At 31.8% G+C, this 14,812-nt stretch carries 14 protein-coding genes; 2 read left to right on the forward strand and 12 right to left on the reverse strand.

Features of this window, described 5'->3' with window-relative positions; all coding sequences use genetic code 11:
* Positions 1 to 11 precede the first annotated feature (11 nt).
* The gene (locus tag C6368_RS04225) at positions 12 to 896 is read left to right on the forward strand and encodes a bile acid:sodium symporter family protein (protein ID WP_107037933.1); all 885 of its coding nucleotides are present in this window, start codon (positions 12 to 14) and stop codon (positions 894 to 896) included.
* A 7-nt stretch (positions 897 to 903) separates the two neighbouring features.
* Here C6368_RS04225 and C6368_RS04230 read toward each other — a convergent pair whose 3' ends face one another.
* The 3 genes from C6368_RS04230 to C6368_RS04240 form a co-directional block, all read right to left on the reverse strand.
* On the reverse strand, positions 904 to 1,137 hold the full coding sequence (locus C6368_RS04230) for a hypothetical protein (protein ID WP_107037934.1): 234 nt from the start codon (positions 1,135 to 1,137) through the stop codon (positions 904 to 906).
* Positions 1,138 to 1,348: 211 nt separating this feature from the next.
* Entirely contained in the window at positions 1,349 to 2,473 is a 1,125-nt protein-coding gene (locus C6368_RS04235; protein ID WP_107037935.1) for an FAD-dependent monooxygenase, read from the reverse strand.
* Positions 2,470 to 2,889, reverse strand: coding sequence for an LIC_13387 family protein (locus C6368_RS04240; protein WP_107037936.1), 420 nt, complete (start codon positions 2,887 to 2,889; stop codon positions 2,470 to 2,472). The genes C6368_RS04235 and C6368_RS04240 overlap by 4 nt, the downstream gene beginning before the upstream one ends.
* A gap of 83 nt (positions 2,890 to 2,972) precedes the next feature.
* Between C6368_RS04240 and C6368_RS04245 the strand changes: the two genes are divergently transcribed.
* Positions 2,973 to 3,596 (forward strand): TetR/AcrR family transcriptional regulator, encoded by a 624-nt coding sequence (locus C6368_RS04245; protein WP_107037937.1) that lies wholly within the window; start codon positions 2,973 to 2,975, stop codon positions 3,594 to 3,596.
* A gap of 200 nt (positions 3,597 to 3,796) precedes the next feature.
* Here C6368_RS04245 and C6368_RS04250 read toward each other — a convergent pair whose 3' ends face one another.
* The 9 genes from C6368_RS04250 to C6368_RS04295 form a co-directional block, all read right to left on the reverse strand.
* Positions 3,797 to 6,526, reverse strand: a complete 2,730-nt coding sequence (locus C6368_RS04250; protein WP_107037938.1) for a DEAD/DEAH box helicase family protein — start codon at positions 6,524 to 6,526, stop codon at positions 3,797 to 3,799.
* Between the two features lie 456 nt (positions 6,527 to 6,982).
* Positions 6,983 to 8,098, reverse strand: coding sequence for an SDR family oxidoreductase (locus C6368_RS04260; RefSeq protein WP_107037940.1), 1,116 nt, complete (start codon positions 8,096 to 8,098; stop codon positions 6,983 to 6,985).
* Between the two features lie 404 nt (positions 8,099 to 8,502).
* A complete protein-coding gene (locus tag C6368_RS04265; protein ID WP_107037941.1) occupies positions 8,503 to 9,465 on the reverse strand; it encodes a D-2-hydroxyacid dehydrogenase in 963 nt (320 codons plus the stop codon).
* 22 nt (positions 9,466 to 9,487) lie between these two features.
* The gene (gene serC / locus C6368_RS04270) at positions 9,488 to 10,537 is read right to left on the reverse strand and encodes a 3-phosphoserine/phosphohydroxythreonine transaminase (RefSeq protein WP_107037942.1); all 1,050 of its coding nucleotides are present in this window, start codon (positions 10,535 to 10,537) and stop codon (positions 9,488 to 9,490) included.
* Positions 10,538 to 10,668: 131 nt separating this feature from the next.
* Entirely contained in the window at positions 10,669 to 10,962 is a 294-nt protein-coding gene (locus tag C6368_RS17375; protein WP_199851588.1) for a 30S ribosomal protein THX, read from the reverse strand.
* A gap of 73 nt (positions 10,963 to 11,035) precedes the next feature.
* Complete coding sequence (locus C6368_RS04280) at positions 11,036 to 11,725, reverse strand: TrmH family RNA methyltransferase (protein WP_107038025.1); 690 nt, start codon at positions 11,723 to 11,725, stop codon at positions 11,036 to 11,038.
* A gap of 62 nt (positions 11,726 to 11,787) precedes the next feature.
* Positions 11,788 to 12,066 carry an HU family DNA-binding protein gene (locus C6368_RS04285; RefSeq protein WP_394336201.1) on the reverse strand — a complete coding sequence of 93 codons (279 nt, stop codon included), beginning with the start codon at positions 12,064 to 12,066 and terminating at the stop codon, positions 11,788 to 11,790.
* Between the two features lie 302 nt (positions 12,067 to 12,368).
* Positions 12,369 to 13,325, reverse strand: coding sequence for a methionyl-tRNA formyltransferase (fmt, locus tag C6368_RS04290; protein ID WP_107037944.1), 957 nt, complete (start codon positions 13,323 to 13,325; stop codon positions 12,369 to 12,371).
* On the reverse strand, positions 13,325 to 14,656 hold the full coding sequence (locus C6368_RS04295; RefSeq protein WP_107037945.1) for an MATE family efflux transporter: 1,332 nt from the start codon (positions 14,654 to 14,656) through the stop codon (positions 13,325 to 13,327). Before C6368_RS04295 ends, fmt begins: the two co-directional genes overlap by 1 nt.
* Positions 14,657 to 14,812: the final 156 nt, after the last annotated feature.

Consider the following 14,812-nt stretch of genomic DNA (forward strand, 5'->3'; position numbering starts at 1 on the left):
TACTTTCTTAAATGCAAACATTCCTAGACTATTTATTACCAGTTTCGATTGCTGTAATTATGTTTGGAATCGGGCTAGGTCTTACTGTTATTGATTTCAAGCGTGTGCTTATTTCTCCTAAAGCGGTAAGTTTTGGATTATTTGGTCAATTAATCCTAATGCCACTTATTGGTTTCGGAATTGCTTTTGCATTCGATTTAGATCCTATTTATCAATTAGGTATCGTGCTAATAGCTGCTTGTCCAGGTGGAACTTCTTCAAATATTGTTACCTACATGTTGAATGGAAGGGTAGCGCTCTCTGTTTCCATGACTGCTTGTAATAGTTTTTTGATCATTCTCACAATTCCTTTTATCCTTAATATAGCATTTTCATATTTTTGGACTTCCACTAAAGAGATCAATTTATCTATGCTAGAAACATTTAAGGATGTTTTATTAACAGTATTTATTCCGGTAATTTTGGGTTTAATTGCTAGACATTATTTTCCCATTTTTATAGGTAAACTAAGAAAACCATTGCGCTTCATCCTTCCAGGAATAATGTTTTTAGTTTTCTTGTTGGTTCTCATTAATGAAAAAGAAAACGGCGATAAATCGATGATTGAATACTGGGATTTACTATTACCAGCGCTGTGTTTAAATGTATTAGTAATGTTTGTTGGGTTTTTATCTTCTGGAGCTGCCGGAATAAACCACGAAGGAAAATACACAATAGCAATTGAAATGGGCTTGCAAAACTCTGCTCTAGCGATTTTCTTAGCAAATAATGTTATTCAAATTGATGGACTATCATTAATAGCTGTGTTGTATGGAGGCTTTTCATTCTTTACTACACTGATTATCGCTTGGTTCATGAAAAGGTATATGAAAAAGGAGGTTGTAGCGGAAGTTTAAAAATGTTCTATTCTTTAATTCCAATTCCGAAGGGAACTTTTAGCTTTCCTGAATCATACATGTCATTAGCACCACCAATTTCCACAGGATTCTCAGGTGATAATCCGTAGGTTTTATTTGTTGCGATAGAAGTAACCAAAAATGTGTTATCGTCAATTAAAGTTTGTTTGTAATGCTTTTTGGCACTAGATAATTTTGTTTTAAGCAAGAGATTGTAAAAATCAATATTCCAAATAAGCATAGTAGCTTCATGTTTTTAGTTTTAGTAATTCCAGTTGAATAGTTCAATGAATTATTAAGTTAAGTCTTTTATGTTATGAATTTAAAATTGGTTTAAAACAAGAAGTTTATCAGTCAGTATTATCATTTTCAAAAATTAACTTAGTGTCCTACATTTCCCATTGATTAAAATGTTCTATTTCAACTGTAAATTGAGCAGCCAAAGATTTCTTTTAGATTTTAAAAAGCTGCTCAGATTGCTTGGTGCCTGCATTGATATTTCTCATTAGAAAGTTACGGACTTTAATTAAGAATCGATTTTCTATATGTGATATTTTTCCCACCTTGTAGCTTGTGGTCACTACCTTTACCGCTTTTTTTCTTCTTGTTTTTTGAAACGCTCTAAATGCTTCTTCAGGATTTTGATGTTTTTCTAAACAGTTAGCGAGAACGAGTGAACTCTCAATCGCTTGGCATGCTCCTTGACCTAAATTCGGAGTCGTAGCATGAGCTGAATCACCCAATAAGCAAATATTATTTTTATACCATATTGAAATTGGTTTTAAATCTAGCATCTCGTTGGTTATGATATTCTCTTTCAAAGTTGATTTTATAATTTCACCAACAATTGGATTGAAATCTGAATAGTAGTCCACTAAATCAATGTCCTGGAATTCAGATTGATAATTTTTTTCATAACTCGCTAATGCATACCAGTAATACTCATTCTTTGAAATAGCGACAAAACCGAAACGTCTACCTTTTCCCCAAGCTTCGTTTAATTCTGATTGATATTTTTCTGGTAAGTCCAAGGTTGTGATTCCTCTCCAACAAATTTGCTTGGCATTCCGAATGTGTGAATTGTCAATTATTGATTTCCTAATGGCCGAATGAACTCCATCAGATCCTATTAGTACGGCAGTATGATGTTTGGTTCCGTCTTTAAAATAAACATCGATTCCATTGTCTGTTTGAGTTACATTTTCTACCTTTTTATCTAGATGAATTGATACATCATTAAGTTGGTTTAAGAGTATTTGATGTAATGATGCTCGGTGAATCGCAACTGACTTTACATTGAACTTTATTTCAAAATGAGTAAGGTCAATTGTAGATATAGGCGCTAGTTGTTCATCCGTAATCTTCATTGAACGCGTATAACTTCCTGTCTCATATATTTGGTCATACAAACCTAATTCTTTGAATACTTGCATAGCATTAATAGCTAGATTTATTCCAGAACCTACTTTTTTAAATTCTGGAGTGGAGTCAAATATCTCTACTTCGAATCCTTTTTGTTGTAAAGCAATGGCTGAAGTTAATCCACCAATTCCAGCACCAATTATCGTTATTTTCATTTGTGTTTAAAATTTAAAAGAAGTGAAACAGAAAAACCAATTAAGGCCAGAGATATTAATATTATTGGTACAAAGAAAAAATAGTTGACTGATAATAATAGACTAGTTAGGGAAATGACAATATTCAATACCAGTATGTTCTTTGGGATTTCTTTTTGTTGATTGTTTTTCGAAATCATGAGATTTATTAAACCATATCCGAAGAGCAATAAACCCATCATTAAGCTATAGCCTTGATGAAAAGAGTAAATGCTGTTCTCCGATCCAAGTATTTCAAATGTAAAATTCTTCATTTGTAGAATAAAATTAATTTGTTCTTCTGTTTTAGGGGAAGTTAGATCAGTAAGTGTGTGACCGATTCCTACTAGTATTAAAGACCAACTTGCTGTTTTGTAGCTTGCTAATGCTGTTTTCATCTATACAATTTTTAATTATTAGGTCAAAGGTACTAAAATATTTAAAATTAGGTCATGAATACTAATTTATTTATTTTTGACATATGAAAAATACAAAGGAGCGCATTTTGGAAACGGCTTTAAATCTTTTTAATTCGGATGGATTGTCACAAGTAACGCTTAGGACAATTGCAGATAAAATGGGAATTAGTCAAGGTAATTTAAACTACCATTATAAAAAAAGGGAGTTTATAATTGAGTCACTGTACTTTCAATTGGTTTCAAAAATAGAGGAGGAGATGTTCAAAAATGATGCAACTGATTTAGGATTAGCAACCCTGTTCAGTATGTCATCATCGATAATGAAAAACTTCTTTGATTATCGCTTTTTTATGCTTGATTTTGTGCAAATTATGAGAGAAAACGAAATCATTAAAGCACATTATTTAGAGTTGTCAAAATCACGTGAAGAGCAGTTTAGTTCATTATTTGATGTATTGATAAGGAAGGATATACTATTAACTGAGACCTTAGAAAACGAATACTTTTTTTTATATAAGAGGTTTGAAATTCTAGGAAATTTTTGGATTTCATCAGCGGAAATTTCAACGCATAAATTGAGTAAAAAAATGATTGTAGAATATTCAGAACTGATAAACCAAGCTATTTTTCCTTATTTAACAGATAAAGGAAGAGGGGTTTATTTTGAACTCAGCAAAAATAGTTAAAATTATATTTTACGGTTTGTATTTATTTCTACTTTGAAATTTTGTGGTAGACCAAGAAGTTTGAATATCAATATTCCGAATATACTCCGTATTTTATGCTTTTAATTGTAGTGAATAAAGACCATAATGATTAGGGTAATTACTATTGACAAAAAATGACTAGTGCGTGTTATACCATTCCTGAATATAAACTAAGTCTTTTACCTTTCCCATTTATTCACATGTTCTATTTTTTCTTCAAATTGGGCCGCTAGCGATTTCATTCTTGATTTTAATAGCGCTTTTCTACCTTCTAAAGTTCTAGTAAATATTAAATCACAGTTTCCAACATGCTTATTCCAGTTATCTTCAAAGTTTTCAGCCATGGCTTTGTTCTTACCTAAAATTTCAGGAACAGAGTGATAATCTTTTTGACTTATGAAAAGAAGTAACTTACTTTTACGAGTAATCACATATCTAGGATTATCAATTGGTGCAATTATTTCATAAAGAGAGTTTATAAATGTCGATTTTTCGAAAGTTGTACCACCTTCTAAATGACAATAAACTGAACCCCATTCATCAACTTTAGATTTAACTTTTAAATCTGAAGATTTAGTATGGACAAGTCCTACTTTTAATAAAGATTGAATTAAAGCCTTACCAATATTTTGAATATCCTTTGATATGTCACGGTATTTAACAAATAATCTAAATGTTTTAAAAGCTAATCTACCAAATAAAACAATACCTAAAATTCCCACTACGATGAGGAAAAAATATAATTCTCGCATAGATTTTATTCCTCTGGCAGCGCGTCCAAAACCTTGTAAAGCTTCTACGCCATAAGCAAGTAATCCAAAGCCCAATGAAATTAAGAGGTTTGCGATTGTTTTATTAAGGTACATAGACTTAGTGGCTTTGTAATCTCCTTTTTCATTAAATGGAATTTTTATTTCTTCCACTAATGTTATTCCAGTTTCTAAAGCCAAGTTCCATCTGTTTTTTAAATCTTCTCGGTCTCCAGCCAAAGCGAACATATTTTTATTTTTCACCTCAATCTCCTCTCTGTTGTTTAGTTTGTTCGCTAAGTTTAACCGACCAATTCCATTTTCAATTCCCGCATCTTCTTTGAATGATACACCAACAAAGCTTCTGAATCTTCTACTTAGTAATTCTAGATCTTGGCCACCATTTACTGAAGTTTGATCTAAAGTAGCTAAATGCCAAATGTTACCAGTTTTTGCAGGATTTCCTTTTTGGGTGCGTATTGCTCTACCACGCATTTGATTTGATAAAACAAAAGACCCAACAAAGCTGGCTAGTATCAAAGAATTGATTGCTGGTGCATCCCAACCTTCTCCAAGTAGAGATTTTGTTCCTATTAAAACTTCAATTTCACCACCTTGAAATATTTGGGTTACAATATGTATTATACTGTTTTTAATTTGTTCATTTTGATGGATTAAGATATAGTTGTTATCATAAGGAACAGGTGATGAGTTGATTTTTGTAATTCCACGCGCATTAAATAAACTTTCAAAAGTTGAATACGCTGATTTTGGAATAATAATCATTGAACCTGTTAAAACACCTATTTTTTTATTATTGGTATTGTTTCGTCGTAGTTTTTCGAAGATTGGAATAATACCGATTTTGGTTAATTCAATATTGTTTTCAACGGAATTGACATAGAACTCTTTCCTAATATAGTCCGTAAGAATTACCATTCGTAAACCTACACCTAACTGATTGTACTCAAAATCAACAATTTTACAAATTCCATTTAATTTACTAATACTTGATGTAAGAAAACCCGTAATTCGTTGATTATTAGAAAAATCAATTCGTCTTTTTTCAATGGCACCAACTCTTCTAAGTTTGTTTTCTAATTTAAATTTATACTCTTCGTATTTAATAAAATGGTCTTTTTCTTTATAGAGAAAGAAATCTAAAATTGATTCCATCCATTTGTAATCAAGTGGTGGAATTTTAAACTTTTTATCTCCAATAATGTCAAGATGTGATAAGGGAATTTCTTTTTCGTTGTGGTTAAGAAAGATTATCAAAGCGGAGTAATAAGAAAGATTTGAATAAATCCAATCCAATTTATTTTCAGGATTTCTCCAGATTGGATGATTCTCAATAGCCTTAATTAAGGTTTCTTCATTCTTTAATTCTTGAAACGTTTTTTCAATATTTTCTCTGAATTTTAGGATTTTTTTATTCTCTTCCTCAGAAGGTAAAGTAAAATAGACGTAATCTTGATGTGCACACAAATCACCTTCAATCACCAATTCTGGAACTGAAATTTCTGCATCCACCGGACCATTTAATTCAATATAACGTTGCCATTCATTTGGAGTGACATCATAAGGAGGAGTAGCTGTTAATCCCACAACTATGGGATTCAATTTCTCCTTTACACGCGTTAAGGTTTTCCACCATTCATTCTTTAAATGGTGGGCTTCATCAACCACAATAGTTTGAATTTTTTGACCTTGTAATCCTTTTACAATTTCATCAAATTTAACATTTAAAGATTCTTCTATTTTACTATGAGGTATTTCTGATTCTTCCTCGTCAAGGTTTTCTTCTGTATTTCTCAAATTGTTACATGCTGAATGTAGACCTTGATAGGTTACTACCGTCAGGAATTTTGGATTTCTAATATCTCTGGAGATCCAGTCAGGAGTTGTTTGAGTTTGTAGAAATAGTTCGCATAATCTATGAATCCATTGATTTCTAATCGCAAGAGTAGGAGCTAAAATTAAAGTGGGTTTATTGAGACGAATAGCCACTTCTAAACCTAAAATGGTCTTGCCAGAACCGGGTGGAGCAATTATATGTAAATGCTTATCCAATAAATGTTCATCTAATTCAGTGAGAACACGCTCTTGGTATTTACGCCAACTGTATTTGAATTTTATGTCTTTAGGATATTCTTTCAAGTTGTAGTTTGTTTTCTGATATTAGAATTCAATATTGGAGCTAAATTAATAATTTATTGGAGCTTTCTTTATCCTATCTATCTCTCTTTTGAAATAGTCTTCAATTCAAATCCAATTAGAATCGCAATAACCACAAATTCACCAATAAAATAAGATAAGTCTAACTGAGTTAATTTTGGAAAATATTTAATGATGAATACAATCGAAAGTGATAAGTAAGAACTGTTTAAAAATATTAATATACTTAAAAAAAGTTTCCATTTTGATTTTACAAACTGATAACAGCTCAAAGAATAAATAAACAGACCGAACGCTATTCCAGACAATAAATAAAGAACATTTTTTGGCATTCGGAAATACTGGTCTAATTGGCCTAAAACCAAAAATAATAGGAGGGATGTTAGTAAAGCTCCAATTGCATCAGTGAGGAATAGTTGTTTCGGGTTCATGAATAGTCTAATAACTCTTCCTAAACTTTTTTTCTACCGAAAAATTGATCAAATTCATGAAATTCTCGTGAACTCCTAAAGTGATGTCTAACTTTAATTGATCTATCAATTTTAAAATTGAATCAGGGTTAAACTGTAAATCAGGAACTGAAATGTATTTCTCAAATAAACTTCCCAAAGTTTTGTAGTACAATGTTTCGAAGGTATTTTGATTTTCAGGTTTTTCTTCAACATACTTGTAGGAGTGGATATCAAAAGCTTCTAGTACATCTCCAACATAATCTTTGTGTAATATTTGTTTAGGATTAACAATGTTTAATTCACCAATTTCTGGATTAAGGAAAGCATATAAAATGGCTTTTGATACAAAATCTACAGGTACAATGTTTAATCCGCTATTTTTATCAATCCAAATTCTGAATTTATCAATTGGTTTATTGGCGTATTTATCTAAAAAAATAGGCCACGAATAAAAGACATCATATTTAGGCGTTTCAAAAAAAGGCTTGTCTATTAATCGTCCACATATAATGCTAGGTCTTAAAATCTGAGCAATAATACCTAGTGAGCGGCAGGTTTCTTTAACAAAACGCTCACTTTCATATTTTGATTGTTCGTAGGGATTTCTGAAGTTCTTAACATCGTAATTTGAAATGTTATCATTCACTTTTTGATCTTGAATTCCAAATGAATAGGCTGTACTAATATAAAGAAAGCGTTGAACTGTCTTTGGAAGTTGTTCCAAAAGATGCTTTGTTACCTGATAGTTTTGATTGTGAACAATTGTTTTGGAGTCATTTGTATTCAATAGACTTGTTGAGCCAGCGCAATGAATAACAGTATTGAAGTCAAACTGAGTTAGAATTTCATTGGAAATTTTAGATAAATCTTCAGAGATGACAGTTATTTTCTCTAAACATTCTTCAATTGTAAACTGATTAAGAAATGCTGGTCGTGATTCATCTTGAAGAATATCGATCAAACGTTGTTGAGCCGATTTATCATTGTTTCGAATTACTACATATAAGTGATTTACCGATTTTTCAACAAGCGATTTGTGCACCCATTCAAAAATAATGTGACTTCCAACAATTCCAGCTCCTCCAGTTAATAGACAATTCATAATTTCAGTAAAGTTTTTGCAAGTATAAGCTATTTTTAAGATTATCACGATATCTTAATTTCAATCAAATTGAATTCCATTGAAATTCTCAAGTTTATTATTAAATTTTGAATGGTTTGTTTTTTGAGTTTCTACCGTTGAGCAATAATAATTGGGATAAAGATAAGGGGGTATTAACGCTGTGCGAAATAGGTTAACCCTTGATATCTTTATTAAAGTTTCGAATTTAGAAAAGGTCGATGTAGAATTTCAATCTAAAATGAATAAGACATTAGTTTTAAAACTTATTTTATTTATTCGTGAGAAGCATTTTATAAAGAGATAAAGAATCAATTTGATAACTAAACAATAATAAAAAAGCGTTCAACCAAAGGAAGAACGCTTATAAATCTGAATTAATCAGTTTAATTTTTGAATGTTGCAATAATTTTATCGGCTAACTCAGTACCAATTCTTCCTTGTGCTTCTGAAGTTGCAGCACCAATATGTGGAGTATTTGCAATTTGAGAATGTTGCAATAAATCTTTTCTAGGAGATGGTTCATTTTCAAATACATCTAAAGCAGCAGCTGCTACTTTTCCACTTCTCAAAGCTTCTAATAAGTCATCTTCTTCAATAACTCCTCCTCTTGCAATGTTCATAATTCGAACACCGTTCTTCATTTTTTCAAACTCGGATTTCGTTATTACCGCTTTTCCATCTGGTGACTTAGGAACGTGCATAGAGATATAGTCTGCAACACCTAATACATCATTTAGATTTGTAGTTGTCTTAATTTTACTTATTACTTGACCTACACCTTCGATAGAGATAGGGATTTCAATTTCTTCTTCATCCAAAGAGATACCGATAACTTTCATTCCGATTCCTAAAGCATAACTTGCAAGTGCTTGACCAATACGGCCAAATCCAACAATTAATAAAGTTTTCCCCCTTAGTTCAACACCTTTGCTGTATTTCTTTTTAAGTCCTTTAAAGTCTTCGTAACCTTTTCCCGGCATTTCTTTATAGGAATCATAAGTTGAACGAGACAAAGAGAACAAGGATGCCATTGCTAGTTCAGCCACCGATTGGGAGGAAGCTGCAGGTGTATTTTCTACAGTTATTCCTTTACTACGAGCGTATTCTACATCAATGTTATCCATACCAACACCACCACGACCTATAAATTTCAATTCTGGGCATGCATCAATTAAATCTTTTCTAACTGTTGTAGCGGAACGAACAAGTAAACCAATATAATTCTCTTTTCTAATTGTTTCAACTAACTTATCTTGAGGTACATGTTCTGTAACTACAGTAAATCCTGCTCCTTCTAATTTTTCTATACCTTCTGACGAAATTCCGTCATTTGCTAAAATCTTCATTATAATTCTTCTAGTATTTATTTTATAGGGACTTCATTATCTTTACAAGTGCCTGAACGCTATTCAATTCTAAAGCATTGTACATTGACGCACGGTATCCACCTACTGAACGGTGACCTTTTAGCCCAATGATATTACCATCATTCCATAATTTATCGAAACGCTCTTTTTTACTTTCGTCAGTTAAACGGAAAGTAACATTCATCAATGAACGGTCTTTTACTTCAGTTGTTCCTTCGAAATTTGGATTGTTATCGATTTCATTGTATAACAAATCTGCTTTTGCTTGATTCTTATTTGCAATTTCTTCAACACCTCCGTTCTTCAACATGTATTTCAAGTTTAGGTTAGAAACAAAAACTGAAAAAACAGGTGGAGTATTAAACATGCTGTCCTTCTTGGCATGAACAGCTAAGTCTAAATAGCTAGGGATGTGTAAAGTTGATTTTCCTAAAGCGCTATCTTTAACGATATACAAAGTTGCACCAGCTGGACCAAGGTTTTTTTGAGCACCAGCATAAATCAAATCAAATTTTGAAACATCTATTGGTTGTGAAAAAATATCAGAAGACATATCACAAATTAAGGGTACGTCAGTTTTTGGAATTGTTTTAAACTGAGTTCCTGCAATTGTATTGTTTGACGTATAATGTAAGAAATCTATATCATCAGGAATTTCGTTGAAATCAGGAATATAATTAAATCCTTTGTCTTTAGATGATGCGATTTCTATAGCCTCTAATCCAGCATTTGCACCTTCTTTAACTGCGTTGGTAGCCCAGGTTCCAGTGTTGATGTAAGCTGCTCTTTTGTGCTTTCCAGCAAAATTATAAGCGGCAATTAAAAATCCCAGACTTGCACCACCTTGTAGGAATAGTACTGTATATCCTTCAGGAACATTTAAAGCTTTTTTTACGTTTTCACGAGCTTCTTCCATTACTTTAACAAAATCCGCGCTTCTATGCGAGACTTCAAGAATAGATAATCCATTAAAATCAAGTACTGCGGCTGCAGCTTCTTTAAAGACCTCTTGCGGTAGAATACAAGGTCCAGCTCCAAAATTATGTTTCATGTCGGTTCTTTTTTTTACAAATATGTTAATAAATATGTGTTTTTTGAAAGGATTTATAGTTTAAATTCTAAATAGAATAAATAAAAAAAAGAGTCGACAATTCTGACGACTCTAGTTAATTTTTAACTCATTTATTTAGTTTCTTTTTTATCATCAACTTCACTATCTAGCTTTGGTTCTTTTTTTGTTGAAGCCTTGACTTCAGTTTTCTTTGAAGCAACTTTTGATGTTACTTTCTTTTTATCATTTTTTTCTTCAGCTTTTTTAGATGTAGGTTTTTTTGTGGCTGCAGGAGTAACTATTTTGGATTCTTTTGTTTTGGCAATTGGAATATTCAAATTTGTACCTGCTTTTTTAGGTCTAGACTTTCCAAATGAACTTCTAAAACGTTTACCTTTTGCTGTTTTTAAATCACCTCTTCCCATCGTATAAAGTATTTAATTATTTAGTTTGCTAAAAATACAAAAAATAGAACATTTAATTGATTAAAGAATAGATTTAAATTTCGTTTATAGCAATTCTTCGTAGGAAATCCTTAACTACGCCATTTGGGTTTTTAATAATTTTCTTGCACCATTCAATTTTTAATTCTGTTTGTTCTTTTTTACTAAGTTTCCAATTAAATTCATTTTGCTTTTCTAATCGAGTTCGAATAGTATTTATGGTTAAAGCTGCAGAAACAGAAATATTGAAACTTTCTGTAAATCCGACCATTGGGATTTTAACATAATAGTCTGCTAAATCAAGGGCTTTTTCAGAAAGTCCTGTTTGTTCTGTTCCAAATAAAAATGCAATAGGTTCATCAATAGGTACATCATTAATGGTAAAAGCATCTGTATGCGGAGTTGTGGCAGCAATTTTATAACCATTTTTCTTTAGAGTTTGAATACAGGTAGTAGTTGGGTATAGAATGTCGGTGTAGTGATGATGATTTACCCATTGTCCCGCTCCTAAAGCAATGTCTCTGTTTACACTAAAATTGTTGTCTTTTTCAATAACATGTAAATCTTGGATACCAAAGCAATCACAGCTTCGCATAACGGCACTGGCATTGTGTTCTTGGTATAAGTTTTCAACAACTACCGTTATATGCCTTGTTCTTTCAGAAGAAATACGCTCGAATTTCTCAATTTTTTCTTTGGTAATGATAGAATACAATGCATTCAATAATTTTTCTTCAACATCCATATTTAAAAGATAAAAAAAGGGAGCTTTTTGAGCTCCCATCAATTTTTTAACTGAATTGCAATTTAGTTAACAGAGCCCGCTAACTCAGAACCTGCTTTAAACTTAACAACTTTTTTTGCTGCAATTTGAATTTCTTTACCAGTTTGTGGGTTTCTTCCCGTTCTAGCAGCACGCTCAGAAATAGAAAAAGAACCAAATCCGATCAAAGAAAGGCGATCACCTTTTTTTAATGCATCAGTAGTTGCGTTAATAAATGCGTCTAAAGCTTTTTTTGAATCTGCTTTTGACAATCCAGCTTCTGAAGACATTGCTTCGATCAATTCTGCTTTGTTCATAGTTATAGTTTTTTTAATTGTTAAAATTATACTTAAGCAAATATAGCGGAATATCCACTATTCACAAGTGTTTGAGTGAAAAAAAAATATAAAACATTGTAAAAGTTTGATATTTGATTAAAAAATAGTATTCCGATGGACTTTCAATAAGACTTAACATGTCTATTTGAAATTAATTGTCAAGTGCTACTAGATGTTTTAAGTTGAAAATTTTTTCCAATTGGCCTACTGTTGTACATTATTTGGTAATTATCTTGCGCTCTCACACAATTCTAAAAGTTCTTATTTACGGAGAGTACTCAATGAATTTAACTGATTATTTCCCATTCATTTACATTAAATCCTGCTAAAAAGGATACATTATCCAACCTCCTTTTACCTTCTAACTGAATTTCATTTAACTTTATCGTACCTGTATTAGTATTTAATATCAAATCCTTGTTTTCCTTTTTCAAAGTGTTAGATGAATGTTCTAATTCGTTTAAAATCTCAGAATGGAATAATTTCAAAGTTTTCTCCTCATTCGTTTCCTTGTTTCTTAATTTAATCCAAGCTGTTGGGTAAGGAGACATCCCTCTAATAAAATTGTGAATTCTTCGAATAGGTTGAGTTAAATCAATAAAACAATCTTGTTTAGAAATTTTAGGAGCAGGTTTTAAGTCTCCTTCAATTTGAGGTTTTGGCTGAGCGTTTCCTAATCGAATCAGTTCAACTGTCTCGAAAACGACTTCAGCTCCTAAAACCATCATGCGGTCATGTAAAGCTCCAGCGGTTTCGTTTTCACCTATTGATAAGCTTCTACTCATTAACGTTTGTCCGGTGTCAATTTTTTTATCAATATAAAAGGTTGTAACTCCTGTTTCCGTTTCACCATTAATAATTGCCCAATTTATTGGTGCAGCACCTCTGTATTGTGGAAGTATTGAACCGTGAAGATTAAACGTACCCATTTTTGGGATTTTCCAAACAACTTTAGGTAGCATTCTAAATGCAACTACAATAAATAAATCTGGATCGAATGAATTCAGTTCATTAATGAATTCATCATCTTTTAAATTTGTTGGTTGTAAAATAGGTAAATCATTTCGAAGAGCACAATCTTTAACCGCACTTCCTTGAAGTTTACGTCCACGACCTGCTGGTCTGTCTGGAGCAGAAACTACTGCTTTTATGTTATATGATTCTTTGATTAGTTTCTCTAATATAGTAACCGCAAATTCAGGGGTTCCCATAAAAACGATATTTAAATCCTTCTTCTCTTTCATTAGTATTCTTTTTTTCGCCAATTAAATAAAGTTAAATATAACAATGATAATCCTCCAATAGATATGAAATATAAATATTCTACAGTCCATATTGCTTCTATGCTCCAATTCCATACCTTAATAGTAAAATAAGCATAAATAATATAAGCAATCATTGCAAGGATTTCTATGGCCAAAGAAACTCTTGTGTTGCCTGATCCATTTATAGTTTGAAAATATGGTGTGGATATCCCAAATATCAGTATTGAACCAAAAATCATTCTCAATATATAAGCACTATCTTCAATATAAACTTCTACAGGGTTGATAACTGAAACCAATTGTTCTGGATAGAGTAATGCCCCATGGAAAATAGCCAATAGAAATAACATAGTTAAAAATTGAATGCGTTTTACCACTCTTGGTATAATAGTTTTATCCGCAGAGTCCATGTACTGAGCTACGTAGGTTTTAGTGGTGGCGCCAAATCCAAATATGGGCACAAATGCTAAAAAATATATTGCACGTATATTCTGAGAAACGGTTAGGTCATATGTACTCAATTGTTCAATCCAAGTAAAGAATATTGTCCAGGTAGCCAAAGCAAAGAAGCCTTGAATCACTAATGGCATCCCTACGTTTAGTAATCTGCGAAGACTTTTTATTGTGACTTGAAATTTAGAGAAAATTTCATATATCTTTCTTTCTTTAGAACGAAATAATAAAACTAATAATACTATTACGGTTAAACCTTCGGAAATAACAGACGCTAAAGCTGCGCCTTTAACTCCCATTGGTTCAATTCCCCAAAATCCAAAGATGAGAAGATAGTCTAATATAATATTTGAGGTGGCGAAAAATGCTGTACTCACCATTATTACCCATGTTTTTCCTGTTGCCATAAAGAAACTATTCAACGCCAACATTAGTACTCCCATAAAAAAACCATATGAACGCACAGAGAGAAAATCAATTTGTTCCTGAGCTAATTTCTTATTCTTCGAATATCCCATAAGCATGTCACCAATATGATTTTGAATTAAATAGAAAAATAATATGGCGAAACAAAAGATAATAAATAGGGCCGATTGAAATGTAGAATTTAAAGCTTTACTTTCTCCTTGCCCAATTCGTCGAGCCATTATAATTTGCGAGGCATCTCCTAAACCAGTTAATCCCATAAACAATGTAACATATATCAACCCAGCATTGCCGCTGGCATCAAAACTTAATGTGCTATATCTACTTAAAAATGAGGCGTCGGTAATCATTACGATGGACTGTATGAAAGTTCCCAACATTAAAGGTAAGGCAACCTTAAGGATTTGCTTATATGATATAGAAAGTTGCATTTTAAATTTTCAATAAGTCGCAAAAATAATCATTAGGTTGTTTGATGGACCAGATAAAAGGAAATCATTGAAATTTTTGATGTTCAATTAATATATCTTTAGGATTCATTAAAAAAGAAAATAGCTATAAATCACAATTAGTGATTTGAGATAGAA

Origin of the sequence: Brumimicrobium mesophilum (assembly GCF_003025005.1) — a bacterium.
Lineage (GTDB): Bacteria > Bacteroidota > Bacteroidia > Flavobacteriales_D > Crocinitomicaceae > Brumimicrobium > Brumimicrobium mesophilum.

Coding starts and splice junctions, on each gene's coding strand:
- C6368_RS04230 (WP_107037934.1), bottom strand. CDS start 1,137: ATGCTTATTTGGAATATTGATTTTTACAATCTCTTGCTTAAAACAAAA.
- C6368_RS04245 (WP_107037937.1), top strand. CDS start 2,973: ATGAAAAATACAAAGGAGCGCATTTTGGAAACGGCTTTAAATCTTTTT.
- serC (WP_107037942.1), bottom strand. CDS start 10,537: ATGAAACATAATTTTGGAGCTGGACCTTGTATTCTACCGCAAGAGGTC.
- C6368_RS17375 (WP_199851588.1), bottom strand. CDS start 10,962: ATGGGAAGAGGTGATTTAAAAACAGCAAAAGGTAAACGTTTTAGAAGT.
- C6368_RS04235 (WP_107037935.1), bottom strand. CDS start 2,473: ATGAAAATAACGATAATTGGTGCTGGAATTGGTGGATTAACTTCAGCC.
- C6368_RS04295 (WP_107037945.1), bottom strand. CDS start 14,656: ATGCAACTTTCTATATCATATAAGCAAATCCTTAAGGTTGCCTTACCT.
- C6368_RS04225 (WP_107037933.1), top strand. CDS start 12: ATGCAAACATTCCTAGACTATTTATTACCAGTTTCGATTGCTGTAATT.
- fmt (WP_107037944.1), bottom strand. CDS start 13,325: ATGAAAGAGAAGAAGGATTTAAATATCGTTTTTATGGGAACCCCTGAA.
- C6368_RS04265 (WP_107037941.1), bottom strand. CDS start 9,465: ATGAAGATTTTAGCAAATGACGGAATTTCGTCAGAAGGTATAGAAAAA.
- C6368_RS04280 (WP_107038025.1), bottom strand. CDS start 11,725: ATGGATGTTGAAGAAAAATTATTGAATGCATTGTATTCTATCATTACC.
- C6368_RS04240 (WP_107037936.1), bottom strand. CDS start 2,889: ATGAAAACAGCATTAGCAAGCTACAAAACAGCAAGTTGGTCTTTAATA.
- C6368_RS04260 (WP_107037940.1), bottom strand. CDS start 8,098: ATGAATTGTCTATTAACTGGAGGAGCTGGAATTGTTGGAAGTCACATT.